The following is a 14,634-nucleotide window of genomic DNA, read 5'->3' as shown; positions in this document are numbered from 1 at the left end:
TTTGAGCAGCATTGTTGCTTTTTTCTGCACCAATGCTGCTCAAATTTTCGACTATATTTCTTAATTAGTCCGCTTGATAAACTGTAAATGATTTCAATTCCATTTTACTATCATCTCCTACCAAAGAAAGTCGGAGTTTATCAGTTTTTACGGGATCAAAATAGTGGATGCGCTTTCTCCCGATTGTCAATCCTTTAGCTACTGTTTGCCAATTGGCCCCATCAAAGCTTTCAAGATTGTACTGCTTGATATGTTGTCCATTGGCAATGTTCTCTTCGAGGACCATTAGGTTTGTTGCCTGGTTTTTAGGAATTGTAAGTGTATAGATAGTATTGCCATTGTTCTCCGGCTGATCATAATTGGCCACAGGATGTGAGAAAGTTTGCTCGATGGCTATTCCAAATTCTTCCAGTCGCTTTACCTCAGCAGTAGGGATTAAACCACTGGTATCAGGAGTCATATTCACCAGTAAATTTGCTCCCCTACCGATGGATTCGGAATACACGTTCATCATGAAGGGGAGGTCACGCAAGGTCTTGTCTGAATCAGGCTTCCAAAACCAGGTTGATCTGGTGTGGAGGTTGGCTTCGGCAGGAATCCATCCCGCACTTTGTGGGCCTACCCACTTATCAAATCCTTCACCGGGCTGAACGATATTCCCCAAGGGATAAGCTGCCCATCCCTGCTCGCTACCTGACCAGCGAACATCCGGCTTGGTTCCTCCCATTACAATTGCCTTTGGTTGTAAAAGGCGCACCATATTGTGTATCGCATCCCCATAGGCCGTGCCCAATGGTTGCATAGTCTCAGGATCCATGACATCCCATCCAAACGGATCATAAGCACCATCAAACCACAAGTAAGAGATTTCCCCATAGTTGGTCAGCAACTCTCTGAGCTGCTCCAGAAAAACAGGGAAATACCTGTTAATGTCTCCAACAATTTTGCGTTCCCCTTGTGGATCGGGTGTGCTGGTACAGCCAAAATGCTTGTCTCCACCGGATACATAGAGGCCAATTTCCAGGTCGTATTTTCTACAAGCTTCTACAAACTCCCTTACAACATCTCCTTTACCATTTTTCCAGGTAGCATTCTTCACCGAATAATCCGTGGTTTCCGTTGGCCAGAGACAAAAGCCATTGTGGTGTTTTGCTGTTAATACGATGTGTTTGGCGCCAAAAGATTTGGCTGTTTTGGCCCATTGTTCCGCATCAAGTCTGTTGGGATTAAATATTTCTGCAGCGGGGACACTCATCATGTCAGAGCCTATATAGGTGGCAGGCCCAAAGTGAATAAAGGCCCCCAACTGCCTTTCCTGATAGGCCAATTGGCTTTCGGTGGGGCGAGTCGTTAATGGCTTAGTAGAGAAAATGGCTGTTCCATTACCTTCTGTGCCTGCCTCCAATACCGGTAACCAGTCTCCCTGGTGTTTTGGTGCTATATCTGATTGCCCTTCAGCTTTAAAAAAATGCTCGAACAATTCTCTTGGTGTTCCGTCGTAAGTTGCCCGCTGTAAATCTCCTGCTGTAGTTTGATCGCTTCCGGTGAAATAAAGGATGGTTTTGCCTTGAAAATAGCAGAGTTCCACATCCGAAGCATTGTTCTCAGAGATGTCAGGATTGATCAAAGGAATGTTTTTATGTGTCGGATTAAAGGTGACAAAAGGCCTGTCTTCTGCTGCATCTTCCCAATTGACAAGGTCTTTGGAGCGGGTGATTCTTGTTTCATAACCTGGTTGTAGCGATTCAAGGTAGAGTGTATAGTACCAACCTCCTTCATAATAAAGGGCGGGTCCGCCAACATATTTGTCCACTCCATAGACCGCACCCGGAATTTCTTCCCAGTGCTCCAAATCCGAAGAGCTCATGTACCTAAAGGTAAAAGGTTTCCACTTCTTGTCACTGGTTTCATAAAGTAGAACAAAGCCATCCTTTCCCCTCGTAACAGCAGTATTAAAAAAATACTCATCGTCATTTGCCCGAAGGACGGTTTTTGGCTTGCTCCAGTTGACAAGGTCTTCAGAGCTGGTCATTGTAATTTCGGTCATTTTCCGCCAGGGTTTTCCTTCCCCATAGTCCCCCGCAAAAACGTATACTTTGCCTTCCCATGTCAGGACTGTTCCAAAACCATGGTTTTTCAGAGGCGTGGAAATTATCTGATTTGTTTGTAGGTCTCTAATACGGACCTTGTCCTCATGGAATTTGTGCCCAGGCTTAGCCCCAGGAATATCCCAAAACCGCTGGTTATTTTCCAGCAGGTATAACTTCTCTTGAAACACAAACGGTGAGGTTTCCACCAATGGAGAACCCAGTCGTTTTTCTTTCTGGATAGGATTTTCCCAAGGCTCTTGCGCCAATAGGTTCTGGCATATAAAGATTAGGGCAATACAGGCAATGCTTTTAATACGATTCATGGTATAGTTTATACAGCTTAAGGTCAATTGAGACTACCAGGTAAATATATAAAAAGTGGGTGGGTTTTATTCTTTTGAGCAGATTTGAAAAATTGTTAACTTATAGGATAGATTGCACGCAGAGCCGCAAAGAAATATTTTCGACCCCTTAGCGAGAAACAAATTAGAGTTAAAAAAAACTGCACGCAGAGCCGCAGAGTCGCAAAGAAATATTTTCTACTCGTTAGCGAGAAACAAAAGTCTAAAAACAATCAAAAGGTCCAATCAAAAAGCAATGGAGCCAAAAAAGTAAGATTATCCCCTTTGCGTCTTAGCGCCTTAGCGAGAAAGAAATTAGAGTTAAAAAAAAACTGCACGCAGAGCCGCAAAGAAATGTTTTCTAAGTCTTTAGGATGGTCAAGAATAAAAAAAGCTAATCAAAGGGTCACCTTTTCAGTAAAAGGCATCCCTTTACCCTTTGCGTCTTAGCGCCTTTTGCGAGACCCAGTAATTTAAATAGAACTATTAAAAACTGCACGCAGAGCCGCGGAGCCGCAAAGAAATATTTTCTACTCGTTAGCGAGAAACAAAAGTCTAAAAACAATCAAAAGAACCAATCAAAAAGCAATGGAGCTAAAAAAGTATGATTATCCCCTTTGCGTCTTTGCGCCTTAGCGAGAAAGAAATTAGAGTTAAAAAAAAACTGCACGCAGAGCCGCAGAGCCGCTAAGAAACATAGCGTTGGACAAGAATCTAAAAAAACCTATAAAAACCAATCAAAGACCACGAAGCCTCAAATAAGCATCCTCAATACCTTAGCGTCCTTGCGAGAAACAAAAATCTAAAAAAAAATGTCTGAAAACGATCTTTCCAAAGTAATAGTAGATACCTGCTACCAGATTCATGTAGCGCTTGGGCCCGGTTTGTTTGAGTCAGTTTATGAGGAGGTTTTATATTACGAACTCATTCAGAAAGGGTTGAGTGTTTCAAGACAACAAGCTATTCCGTTAATTTGGAAGGGGATCAGAATGGATCAGGGTTTCCGATCTGATTTAATCGTGGAGGACAGGGTGTTGGTAGAAATAAAATCAGTAGGTGCCATTGCTCCGGTGCATTTTAAGCAAGTACTGACTTACTTAAAACTCACGGGGCTAAAGCTCGGTTTGTTGATTAATTTCAATGAAGCCTTAATTAAAGATGGGATATCCAGAGTTGTTAATAACTTATAAATATTTTTCGCAGGGCCACAATGGAAAATTGATATCACCTTAGTGAGATCCAAGAAAACAAAAATGCTTTTAAAATTGCACGCAAAGACGCTGAGTCTCAAAGAAATGTTTTTTAAGTTCTTAAGATGGTCAAGAATAAAAAAAGCTAATCAAAGTGTCACCTTTTCAGTAAAAGGCATCCCTTTACCCTTTGCGTCTTAGCGCCTTAGCGAGAATTAAGAAAATAAAAAAGCATTTAAAACTGCACGCAGAGCCGCAGAGTCGCAAAGAAATGTTTTCTAAGTCCTTAAGATGGTCAAGAATAAAAGAAAACTAATCCAAGGGTTATGAATTAAAAAGAGGAAGCTCTATGCCCTTTGCGTCTTATCGCCTTTGCGAGCCCCAGTAATTTATATAGAACTATTAAAAACTGCACGCAGAGCCGCGGAGCCGCAAAGAAATAATTTTTGTCCCATAATGAGGATTGATATTAAAAATAAGTTTAGAAAGCCATATAGTAAAAAGAAAGTATACTGATGCCCTTTGCGTCTTAGCGCCTTTGCGGGAATTATTATTCTAGAAAGGACTTTAAATACTGCAGGTAGAGCCGTGAAGTCCCCCCCCCAAAAAAAAATTACAAACTTTGCTCTATTTGGTCATTTCCTTATCCACTTTCTTTTTTTTGATTAGTTTTTCTTTCTTATGTTCAAAATCAGAGGTGCGCACCGCATGGCTAGACGGTTTTAGCTGATAGCCATACCTTCTCCCATAAACCTGAGTGAACTCAGCACCAAAGAAAAGTATAAGGCATGAATAGGATATCCAAAGCAAGAAAAGAATAATGGCACCTGCAGCACCAAATGTTTCACCGGGATTTGATTCACTTAAATAAAAGGCAATAAGTGCTTTTCCTACCGTAAACAGTACTGAGGTGAGAATAGCACCTGTCCATACCATACGCCATTTGATATTAACATCTGGCAAAATCTTAAATATTGCGGCAAAAAGCAATGCAATAATGACGATAGAAAGAATAATATTAGCCAAATAAGCCAAGATAAAAAGACTTTCACCAAAATTTCGTGTTAACCAACCACCTATTGAAGAAATCGTTGTGCTCAAAACTAATGAGATGAGTAGTAAAAAACCTATAACAATGATTATCCCAAGCGAAGTGGCCCTATCTTTCAAGAGGGTTTTAATACCAGCTTTTTCATTTTTTTTTACCTCCCATATGGAATTTAAAGATTTCTGAAGTTGAACGAAAAGTCCGGTTGCACCGAAAAGCATGGTGCCTAACCCCACTATGGTCATGAGTACGGATTGGTCGGCTAAATTGGCATTTACTATAATTTCAGCAATACTTTCTGCTGATTCTGCACCAATCATTCCCGAAAGACCTGACGTAATTTCGGCAACGGTGTCGGTTCTGTCCATAAAAATACCAATAATGGACACTATTATAAGCAAAAGCCCTGGTAGTGAAAAAACAGCATAATAAGCAACCGAAGCGGCGTTTCCAAAGGCGTCGTCATCAGACCATTCTTTGTAAGTTGCCTTAAGTAGGGACCAGGTGTCCTTTATCTGGAATTTCTGTTCTGTCGTTTCGAGTGCCATGCTATTGAGCTTCTTATGGATTTAATCGTTTGTTCAATACTTATTTCCCAATACCATGCCAAGAAATAGGCATTTGGAATCTGTAATGTATTTCCCACGCTTAATACCTTAAATAAGGAAGAAAATGATTCTTTAAACAGATAGTTATCGCTGGAATTTACCTTTTTGAGGTGCTTATAAAAAGTGTTAACTTATAGAATTAATTGCACGCATAGTCGCGGAGCCGCAAAGAAATACTTTCTAAGTCCTTAGGATGGTCAAGAATAAAAAAAAACTAATCAAACGGAAATGAATAAATAGAGAGTCATCCCTATGACCTTTGCGTCTTAGCGCCTTAGCGAGAATTAATAATCTAAGAATAATTTATAAATTTTGCACGCAGAGCCGCAAAGTCGCAAAGAAATGTTTTTTACGCTCAAACGAGCGGCAAGAATAAAAAAACTAATTATAAGGTCACGTATTCAAAAAGAGTCATCCCTATGTCCTTTCCGTCATAGCGCCTTAGCGAGAATTAAGAAATAAAAAGGTTTTAACATTGCACGCAGAGTCGCGGAGTCGCAAAGAAGGGTTTTTAAATTCTTTGCGTCTTAGCGCCTTTGCGAGACCCAATAATCTAAATAGAACTATTAAAAACTGCACGCAGAGCCGCAGAGTCGCAAAGAAATGTTTTTTCTAAGTCCTTAAGATGGTTAAGAATAATAAAACTAATCAAAGGGTAATGAATTAAAAGAGAGTCATCCCTATGAACTTTGCGTCTTAGCGCCTTAGCGAGAATTAAGAAAATAAAAAAGGTTTTAACATTGCACGCAGAGTCGCGGAGTCGCAAAGAAATGTTTTCTAAGTCCTTAAGATGGTCAAGAATAAAAAAAGCTAATCAAAGGGTCACCTTTTCAGTAAAAGGCATCCCTTTACCCTTTGCGTCTTAGCGCCTTTGCGAGAATTATAGAATATAAAATAACTTTTAAGAATTGCACGCAGAGTCGCGGAGTCGCAAAGAAGGTTTTTTATATTCTTTGTGTCTTAGCACCTTTGCGATAATTAAGAATCTGAAAATAACTTATAAATTTTGCCCCCAGAGCCTCAAACAAATATTTTCTGTTCCATTGCGAGAATCGAGAATTTTTCTAAAAAATTCAGAAAAGCAGTTAAAATGTTATAAAGTCAAAAGAAAGTATTCTAAAGACCTTTGCGCCTTAGCGGCTTCGCGAGAAAAAGAATTTAAACGGCTTCACATTATTAAAAAAGAAAAATCTAGGTGCCTAATCGATAAATAAAAAAAATGCCTTAAAAAAAGAAAACCCCAAATACTTGACGTATAAGGGGTTTCTAGTAGCGGGAACAGGACTCGAACCTGTGACCTTTGGGTTATGAGCCCAACGAGCTACCAACTGCTCCATCCCGCGATATATCTTTATATTGAATAAAATCGCTTTTGAAATTGATAAGGTTTTAAACGTTTTTTGCTGCCTTATCCGTTATTGTGATACAAAGGTAAGGACATATTCTCAAAAATCAAGTACCTTTGTAAAAAAAATCTGAGACCATGCCAGAAAATATGCATAAAGCAGGCTTTATTAATATCATAGGTAAGCCTAATGTGGGTAAATCTACCTTGATGAATGCCCTGCTTGGAGAAAAGCTTTCTATCATTTCTTCCAAAGCCCAGACTACTCGTCATAGGATTTTGGGAATTATGAATGAACCGGAATACCAGATCGTCTTCTCCGATACTCCCGGCATGTTGAAACCAAAATACGAACTGCACAAAAGCATGATGGGTTTTGTACACCTGTCGCTCGAAGATGCTGATGTAATCGTTTTTGTAACAGATCTTTTTGAGAATGATGAAGAAATTGAAGACATTATTCAAAAGGTGAATGCCGCAGGAGTGCCTATTTTACTTGTCATCAATAAAATTGACTTGAATAAAGAAGAAAAGCTTGCAGAGGTTACGGAATACTGGACTGAAAGGATAAAAGCAGATGTGGTTATTCCGATTTCAGCATTGGAAAGTTTTAACCTCCAAAAGATAATGCAGGAAATTCTGGATCGCTTGCCTGTACATCCACCATTTTATGACAAAGAAGAACTAAGTGACCGTCCTGAGCGTTTCTTTGCTTCCGAAATCATAAGAGAAAAAATCTTTAACCAATACAAGAAAGAAATACCCTATAGTACAGAGGTTCGAATTGAAGATTTTGATGAAACCGATCAATTGCTACGCATGAGAGCCGTGATTTATGTGGAAAGAGATAGTCAAAAAGGAATTATTATCGGAGACAAGGGGAAAGCATTGAAAAGAGTGGGTACTCAAGCCAGGATTGAAATGGAGAATTTTTTTGGAAAAAAAGTTTTTCTAGAAACCTTTGTGAAGGTAGAAGACAACTGGAGAAAGAATAAAAACAAATTGAAAAAATTTGGTTACGACCAATAAAACATAGTATTATGGCCAATATAGTAGCAATTGTAGGGAGACCTAATGTGGGTAAATCCACGCTTTTTAACCGACTGGTAGAAGAGCGAAAAGCCATTGAAGACAACCTTAGTGGTGTGACAAGGGACAGGCATTATGGCCACGCCCAATGGGGAGGTAAGTTTTTCTCCGTCATTGATACCGGTGGGTATGTGATGGGTTCAGAAGATATTTTTGAAAAGGAAATTCGCAAACAAGTAAAGCTGGCCATTGAAGAGGCCTCTATTATCTTATTTGTAGTGGACTGTATGGTTGGACTTACTGATCTGGATGCGGATTTTGCTAAAGAATTGAGAGGTACAGACAAGCCTATCTTTATGGTAGCCAATAAGGCAGATAACTTGGACGACCTTTTAATGGCCAATGAATTTTATGCTTTGGGCATAGGTGAAGAAATTATCTATCCAACTACCGCTACCAGTGGAAGTGGTTTAGGCGATTTACTGGATGAGGTGATACAGAAATTCCCTGATGAGGGAGAAAAAGATCCTGATGAAGGAATACCAAAATTGGCCATCCTTGGAAGACCTAATGTAGGGAAATCCTCCTTTCTAAACGCTTTAATTGGCAAAGAGAGGTCAATAGTGACGGATGAAGCGGGAACGACCAGAGACGCCATCCATACGCGTTACCAGCTATATGGCAAGGACTATATCCTTACAGATACGGCAGGAATTCGAAAAAAGGCCAAAGTAAAAGAAGACATTGAGTTTTACTCAGTGATGCGGTCTTTAAGGACTTTGGAAGATTCAGATGTGGTCATCATCATGGTAGATGCTACTCGTGGTCTTGAAGCGCAGGATGTTAACCTAATCTCTCTTGCTATTAAAAACAACAAAGGGATGATGATTATGGTCAACAAATGGGATTTGGTAGAAAAAGACCACAAAACCATGCAGGCTTTTAAGGACAACATGACAGATAAGCTGGGTGAAAATAAATGGATTCCAATCATATTTATTTCTGCACTCACTAAGCAAAGAATATATCAAGCCATGGAATTGGCCATGCAAGTTTATGAAAATAAACAACGGAAGGTTTCTACTTCCAAGTTGAATGAGGTATTGTTGCCAGAAATCGAAAAGTATCCACCTCCTGCGAATAAGGGGAAATACATTAAAATTAAATACATTACACAGCTGCCAACCAAAAATCCGGTGATTGCCTTTTTCTGCAACTTACCCCAATACATTAAATCACCCTATACCCGATTCCTGGAAAATAGGTTAAGGGAAAATTTTGATTTTACAGGTGTGCCTGTTAAAATTACTTATAAAAAGAAATAAAAATTGCTATGAAAAAGTCTTTGTCTATTCTCTCTTTGATAGTGCTTTCGTTGATGTGGAGTTGTAAAACGACTACTGAAGAAGAAATGCCAGACCTGGAGTTGGCAAAGGAAGAGTGGCGCTTACAAGAGGCTACTTTAAGTGGTAGAGGTGTTGTTTCGGTGTCTGGGGCTTCAGTGCCGGTCAGTATTGAGGGAAATGGAGAGAATTATGACATGACCCTTGATTTTGGTGACATGGATCAATTGCTCACGGCAACTGGAAGCTTCGTTTTCGATGTCGACTTAATAGCGCTTGGCTTTACACTTCAAAATGAGAAAATCCCTGTTCAGGGTGTGGAAATTTTTTCCGGCACCTGGGAGTTGGTGGGTGATCAATTGGTGATAACCGACAAGGAAGAGGTTGTGATACTCGAAGTAATAGACTATTCAGATAACATGCTGAGACTTTCAGGTGAAATTGAAGTTTCGGATTTTGAGCGTTTGCAGGAAGATGGACTTACCGTTAGCGAATCTACTATTGAAGTGATCCTGGTAAGATAAGAAAGATTTCTTTGTTAGTATAACCCAAGACAGGTAGTAAATGCCCTGTCTTGGGTTATTTTTTGTTATGCGAGTGACTTTTTGTATTGCACTGGATAGTGGTAGGCCATGTATTTGGCCAAAAAATATTCAGGATGGATCTGGGTAAGAATAATTTTAGGATTGCTCCGAACTGATCAACTTACCTTTTGCCTTCATAAGGTAAATAAACCACTTTTTTGGTTTCAAAAAATGATTCGGTAAAGTAGTCTTCAAGATGATAGCTTACATAGTTAAGATGCAGAGCTTCCAACTCCTCATCGACATCACCACCTTTTAGGTAGAAGAGACCATTTTGAAATTCCTCATGAACATCTTCTTTTCTGAACTTATTTTTGATCCAGGGATAGAATTTCTCCATTTGTGTCACCGCTCGGCTGATGATAAAATGATACTTCCTGTCTTCTAGACTTTCTGCACGCACTTGTTGTGGCTCTACATTTTTCAACCCCAATTGCTTGACCACATCCTTTACTACAGTTATTTTCTTCCCTATAGAATCTACAAGGTGAAATTGTACTTCAGGGAATAAAATGGCCAGCGGGATCCCAGGGAATCCTCCCCCGTACCGATATCAAGAATCTTGGTGCCGGGTTCGAAAGAAAGTAATTTTGCAACTCCTAAAGAATGCAGCACATGGTGAATGTAAAAACTTTCCATGTCCTTGCGACTGATGACATTGATCTTACTGTTCCAATCCACATAAAGGTCTCCCATGCGCTCAAATTGATCCATTTGTTGGGCATTCAATTCTGGGAAATAATGTTGGATCAGCTTATGGTCTGCATTCATCAATTAAATATGTTTATTTTTGCCCTTGGCAATTTCGTATAATAGTTCTCTTGATCGGTGAAGTTGTGCTTTCACCGTTCCCAAAGGTTTGTCAAGTTCGACAGCGATTTCATCATAAGACAACTCATCAAAATACCTCAACTTAACCAGCTTTCGGTATTTTGCAGGTAACTTATCGACAAAAATCCGCACCATTTCTTTCCTCTGGGTTTTGATAAACTCATCCTGAGGATTGTTGTCATCATCTTCCACATCTATATTTACCGCATTTCCACCATCGTCTGTCATGGTGTTGTTTAAACTCATGGTCTTGAGTTTCTTTTTTCGGATAAAATCGATGGTGTTGTTGGTCGCAATTCTAAAAAGCCAAGTACTGAATGTATAGTCTTTTTTAAACTTGTGGAGATTTTTGAAGGCCTTAGCAAAGGCTTCCATGGTAAGATCTTCTGCGTCGTCAGTACCCCTGATCATTTTAAGGATCATAAAGTATACCGCTTTTTTGTACCGCTTCATGAGCGAAGCATACGCCTGCTGGTCTTTATCATTGACCGCTTTGTCGATCAATTCAAAATCTTCTAACGCTTTATCTGAAAAACTTCTTTCCTTTATTTCCATTTAACTGTTTTTGACAGATAACCTTTTGTTCCTAAGGTCCAAAAATAAATCATGTACATCAAATCAAAAAATAAAGTCCAAATTACCTTACCAGTCCCCTCTAATTTTTTTCTTGCCTTATGAATTATTAAATATTGCAGCATGGCCCTTGCAAAAACTAACCCCAATACAAGGGCAATTGGTTCCCAGGTGCTTTCAAGAATTAAAATTCCTGCTGCGGAGAGCCAGAATACCAAATGACTTAACGAATACAAACCCAGTTTTAGTTTATCTTTACTGCGATAATATTTCCCAGCATGGTAATGTCGCTTCTTTTGGGTGAAATAAGCTTTGAAACTGGTCTTCGGTTGAGAAATGGTAATGCTTTCTGGATGTGCTACTAAGGCGGTGTTTTCTGCCGTTGCATAAAGATTTACAAAAAGATCATCGTCCCCCCCTTCAATGTGCCAAAGTGATTTAAAGGCTTTCTTTTCCATGAAAAAGCTTTTTTTGTAGCAGAGGTTTCTTCCCACTCCCATAAATGGAGACTTCCAATAGCCAAATGAAAAGTAATAGATGGCTGTAAAAAGGGTTTCGTACTGAATGATTTTATTCAATAACCCAGGGAGTGCCAGGTAAGAACCATGTCCGAGGGCAAAAGTTTTACCTTCATTACGGACTGGAGTTGACATCCTCCTGATCCAGTGTGGAGAAACAGGCCTGCAATCCGCATCGGTAAGCAAGATAGTATCGTATTTAGATACTTTTATGCCTAGAGTAAGAGCGTATTTTTTGGCTGTCACATGATCCGGAGTATACCTGACGTTCACAATTCGGAGCTTGCTGTATGTTTCAGCAAGCGACCTCAACATATCTTCTGAGTCATCTGTGGAGCAATCATTCACGATTAGCACCTCAAATTCAGGATAGTTCTGCTCCATAAGTAAAGGCACCAGGTCTTGCAAGTGTGCAGCCTCATTTTTGGCGGCTATAATAATAGATACTCCGCTGAGATTAGTGTCCTGTTCCGTTTCTTGTTCTGCTTTGTGAAAAAAAACAAACCGGCCAAAAACTACCATCAAATAGGTAAACTGCACGCCCGAAGCTAAAAAAAATATCCACCATAATGTGTTTTCCATATTTGCACCTACTGTCCGTTCTTTAAGATTAATTCAAAAATCTCAAATTTTTGTTTAATTGCGGTTATTTTTGTGTTCCAATTGTAATAGGCCATGAGCTGTGCAATGCGTGTTTTAATTAAAAAGAAGCCAGGAGAGTTGAAGACTCAAACATGGTTTGGCCATATTTGAGGTCAAAAACCACAACTATTGACTGATTCTGAAATAATTTTAATGCACACTAAAATAACTATCGCCTATTTCGGATTCAAATATAATCAGTAAATGGGGGATTTATCAATGAAAGGGAGGAATGAAATTTAAACTTGAAAATAAGGATCAACACTCGAAAGCTCGAGCTGGTGAAATTCAAACAGATCACGGACTGATTCAAACACCTATATTTATGCCTGTGGGGACTGCTGGTTCGGTTAAGGCTGTTCACCAAAGGGAGTTGACCTATGATGTGAAAGCTCAAATTATTCTGGGCAATACCTATCACCTTTATCTCCGACCTGGCCTGGAAGTACTTGAAAAAGCTGGGGGTTTGCATAAATTCATGGGTTGGTCAAGTCCAATTCTTACAGACAGCGGTGGCTATCAGGTTTTTTCGCTAGAAGGGAACAGGAAAATTAAAGAAGAAGGGGTGGTCTTTAAATCCCATATTGATGGTTCAAAACATCACTTTACTCCTGAATCAGTGATGGACATTCAGCGTACTATCGGCGCTGATATAATTATGGCCTTTGATGAATGCACTCCCTTCCCTTGTGATTGGAGCTATGCTAAAAACTCCATGCATCTCACGCACCGGTGGCTAAAGAGATGTATAGATCAGTTTGATAATACCTCAGGGAAATATGGTTACAGCCAATCTTTGTTCCCAATTGTCCAAGGGAGTACTTTCAAAGACTTGAGAATGGATGCGGCACGTTTTGTCAGTGATCAGGATAGGGAAGGCAATGCCATTGGTGGCTTGTCGGTAGGTGAGCCTGCTGAGATGATGTATGAAATGACAGATCTGGTAACAGATATTCTTCCAGAAGACAAGCCAAGATACCTTATGGGAGTTGGTACTCCTGCCAATATTTTGGAAGGAATAGCACTGGGCATAGACATGTTTGATTGTGTGATGCCTACTAGAAATGCCAGGAATGGCATGCTTTTTACCTCTGAAGGGATTATTAATATTCGCAATGAAAGGTGGAAAATGGATTTCTCACCTCTTGACAGTGGCTTCGATTCTCATGTAAGCAATTTCTATTCCAAGGCCTATCTTAGACACCTGACGATAAGTAAGGAAATGCTGGCAGCACAGATTGCAAGTATTCACAATTTATCCTTCTATCTTTGGTTGGTGACCCAAGCGAGAGAGCACATACAGGCAGGTGATTTTACCACCTGGAAAAATGCAATGGTAGAAAAAGTTAGCAGAAGGTTATAAGGATTCTGCTAGAGCAGCCGTTTCATTTGATACAAAAGAGAAAGACCAGTTGGTATGAAACTATTGGACAAATTAATCATTAAAGATTTCCTCAAGACCTATTTATTTGTGGTCATGATGTTGATTTTGGTCGTTTTGGTGCTCGATTTCACCGAAAAGAATGATACCTATATCCGAAACGATGTCCCTGCATCTGAGATCTTGCAGTACATGCTTAATTATGGCCTTTACTTAAACAATTTACTTACGCCAATTACGGTCTTTATCTCCGTCATTTTTATTACGTCAAAAATGGCAGGAAGAACAGAGATCATCGCGATTCTCAGTAGTGGGGTAAGTTTTGTAAGAATGCTGGTGCCCTTTATCATGTCTGCAGTTTTAATTGCCGTGATTAGTTTTTTGCTAAACGGTTGGGTATTGCCTGTTGCTACGGCGGGAGTTTCGCAATTCAGGGTTGAATACCTGGACAAACAACAGGACCTGAACCAGCAAAACATTCACATAAAGGTGGCTACCGATTTGTATGCCTATATGCGCAGGTACTTTTCTTCTGTCGATCAAGGGCATGATTTCACCTTGGAGCATATCAAAGATGGGAAACTAATATCTAAATTCACCGCAGAAAGGCTTGTTTGGGACACCACCAAACATGTTTGGAATGCCCGTGATTGGAGATTGAGGGAGCTGAATGAAATGGGGGAGACCTGGACGACGGGTGACGCTATGGACACCACCTTGTCCATTACCCCTGCAGATTTTGATCTGCCACTTAATCATCACGAAACCTTGAAACTTCCCGAGCTTTCCAAGCAGATCATCATTCTTGAGGAGAGGGGAGCGGACAATATTAGTTTCTACAAGATCGAAAAGTACGTTCGCTTTATGTCCCCGTTTGCTGCGATCCTACTTACTTTCATTGGGGTAATTGTCTCTGCAAAGAAAACAAGGGGAGGCTCTGGTTTTAAAATAGCACTGGGCTTTATGCTGGCATTCGTGTACATCATACTATTTTTACTCTCCAGGACATTTGCTGAAGCAGGCACTGCTTACCCAATTTTAGCAGTATGGATTCCGAATATCGTTTTTGGACTGACGGGACTGGTGCTTTACAAAACCGTTCCCCGATGAT

10 protein-coding genes, 1 tRNA gene and 1 pseudogene are annotated in these 14,634 nt (G+C 40.0%); 6 read left to right on the top strand and 6 right to left on the bottom strand.

What is annotated here, in order from left to right:
- Window positions 1-64: 64 nt before the first annotated feature.
- Window positions 65-2,413, bottom strand: a complete 2,349-nt coding sequence (locus tag ADICYQ_RS24185) for an alpha-L-fucosidase (RefSeq protein ID WP_040418076.1) — start codon at window positions 2,411-2,413, stop codon at window positions 65-67.
- An 830-nt stretch (window positions 2,414-3,243) separates the two neighbouring features.
- Between ADICYQ_RS24185 and ADICYQ_RS24175 the strand changes: the two genes are divergently transcribed.
- Window positions 3,244-3,621: a GxxExxY protein gene (locus tag ADICYQ_RS24175; protein WP_040418074.1), complete on the top strand. Its 378-nt coding sequence runs from the start codon at window positions 3,244-3,246 to the stop codon at window positions 3,619-3,621.
- Window positions 3,622-4,248: 627 nt separating this feature from the next.
- Here the strand turns inward: ADICYQ_RS24175 and ADICYQ_RS24170 are convergent.
- Both ADICYQ_RS24170 and ADICYQ_RS24165 read right to left on the bottom strand, forming a co-directional pair.
- Window positions 4,249-5,217, bottom strand: a complete 969-nt coding sequence (locus tag ADICYQ_RS24170; protein ID WP_020888349.1) for a YihY/virulence factor BrkB family protein — start codon at window positions 5,215-5,217, stop codon at window positions 4,249-4,251.
- A 1,330-nt stretch (window positions 5,218-6,547) separates the two neighbouring features.
- Window positions 6,548-6,620: transfer RNA gene (locus ADICYQ_RS24165), tRNA-Met, on the bottom strand.
- A 140-nt stretch (window positions 6,621-6,760) separates the two neighbouring features.
- Between ADICYQ_RS24165 and era the strand changes: the two genes are divergently transcribed.
- From era to ADICYQ_RS24150, 3 genes are read left to right on the top strand one after another with little or no spacing between them, the layout of a single operon-like run.
- Window positions 6,761-7,651 (top strand): GTPase Era, encoded by an 891-nt coding sequence (gene era / locus ADICYQ_RS24160; protein WP_020888348.1) that lies wholly within the window; start codon window positions 6,761-6,763, stop codon window positions 7,649-7,651.
- Between the two features lie 11 nt (window positions 7,652-7,662).
- Window positions 7,663-8,976 (top strand): ribosome biogenesis GTPase Der, encoded by a 1,314-nt coding sequence (gene der, locus ADICYQ_RS24155; RefSeq protein WP_020888347.1) that lies wholly within the window; start codon window positions 7,663-7,665, stop codon window positions 8,974-8,976.
- A gap of 8 nt (window positions 8,977-8,984) precedes the next feature.
- Window positions 8,985-9,518, top strand: a complete 534-nt coding sequence (locus ADICYQ_RS24150; RefSeq protein ID WP_020888346.1) for a hypothetical protein — start codon at window positions 8,985-8,987, stop codon at window positions 9,516-9,518.
- A 181-nt stretch (window positions 9,519-9,699) separates the two neighbouring features.
- On the opposite strand, the pseudogene rsmG reads toward ADICYQ_RS24150, so the two are convergent.
- The 3 genes and pseudogenes from rsmG to ADICYQ_RS24135 all read right to left on the bottom strand — a co-directional run bounded on the left by rsmG (window position 9,700) and on the right by ADICYQ_RS24135 (window position 12,082).
- Window positions 9,700-10,349, bottom strand: a pseudogene (rsmG, locus tag ADICYQ_RS24145) (16S rRNA (guanine(527)-N(7))-methyltransferase RsmG).
- 3 nt (window positions 10,350-10,352) lie between these two features.
- Complete coding sequence (locus tag ADICYQ_RS24140) at window positions 10,353-10,964, bottom strand: RNA polymerase sigma factor (protein ID WP_020888343.1); 612 nt, start codon at window positions 10,962-10,964, stop codon at window positions 10,353-10,355.
- The gene (locus ADICYQ_RS24135) at window positions 10,955-12,082 is read right to left on the bottom strand and encodes a glycosyltransferase (protein ID WP_020888342.1); all 1,128 of its coding nucleotides are present in this window, start codon (window positions 12,080-12,082) and stop codon (window positions 10,955-10,957) included. The genes ADICYQ_RS24140 and ADICYQ_RS24135 overlap by 10 nt, the downstream gene beginning before the upstream one ends.
- Before the next feature lie 292 nt (window positions 12,083-12,374).
- On the opposite strand from ADICYQ_RS24135, the gene tgt reads away from it, so the two are divergent.
- Window positions 12,375-13,505 (top strand): tRNA guanosine(34) transglycosylase Tgt, encoded by a 1,131-nt coding sequence (tgt, locus tag ADICYQ_RS24130; protein WP_020888341.1) that lies wholly within the window; start codon window positions 12,375-12,377, stop codon window positions 13,503-13,505.
- Window positions 13,506-13,559: 54 nt separating this feature from the next.
- Window positions 13,560-14,633, top strand: a complete 1,074-nt coding sequence (locus ADICYQ_RS24125; RefSeq protein ID WP_020888340.1) for an LptF/LptG family permease — start codon at window positions 13,560-13,562, stop codon at window positions 14,631-14,633.
- The last annotated feature ends 1 nt before the right edge of the window (window position 14,634 follow it).

It is taken from the genome of Cyclobacterium qasimii M12-11B (assembly GCF_000427295.1).
GTDB classification, from domain to species: Bacteria; Bacteroidota; Bacteroidia; order Cytophagales; family Cyclobacteriaceae; genus Cyclobacterium; species Cyclobacterium qasimii.
This window is presented reverse-complemented; position numbering and strand designations above follow the sequence as displayed.

Excerpts from the sequence above, each read along its gene's own strand:
- tgt (WP_020888341.1), top strand. The coding sequence starts at position 12,375 with ATGAAATTTAAACTTGAAAATAAGGATCAACACTCGAAAGCTCGAGCT.
- ADICYQ_RS24140 (WP_020888343.1), bottom strand. The coding sequence starts at position 10,964 with ATGGAAATAAAGGAAAGAAGTTTTTCAGATAAAGCGTTAGAAGATTTT.
- ADICYQ_RS24175 (WP_040418074.1), top strand. The coding sequence starts at position 3,244 with ATGTCTGAAAACGATCTTTCCAAAGTAATAGTAGATACCTGCTACCAG.
- era (WP_020888348.1), top strand. The coding sequence starts at position 6,761 with ATGCCAGAAAATATGCATAAAGCAGGCTTTATTAATATCATAGGTAAG.
- ADICYQ_RS24185 (WP_040418076.1), bottom strand. The coding sequence starts at position 2,413 with ATGAATCGTATTAAAAGCATTGCCTGTATTGCCCTAATCTTTATATGC.
- der (WP_020888347.1), top strand. The coding sequence starts at position 7,663 with ATGGCCAATATAGTAGCAATTGTAGGGAGACCTAATGTGGGTAAATCC.
- ADICYQ_RS24150 (WP_020888346.1), top strand. The coding sequence starts at position 8,985 with ATGAAAAAGTCTTTGTCTATTCTCTCTTTGATAGTGCTTTCGTTGATG.
- ADICYQ_RS24125 (WP_020888340.1), top strand. The coding sequence starts at position 13,560 with ATGAAACTATTGGACAAATTAATCATTAAAGATTTCCTCAAGACCTAT.
- ADICYQ_RS24170 (WP_020888349.1), bottom strand. The coding sequence starts at position 5,217 with ATGGCACTCGAAACGACAGAACAGAAATTCCAGATAAAGGACACCTGG.
- ADICYQ_RS24135 (WP_020888342.1), bottom strand. The coding sequence starts at position 12,082 with ATGGAAAACACATTATGGTGGATATTTTTTTTAGCTTCGGGCGTGCAG.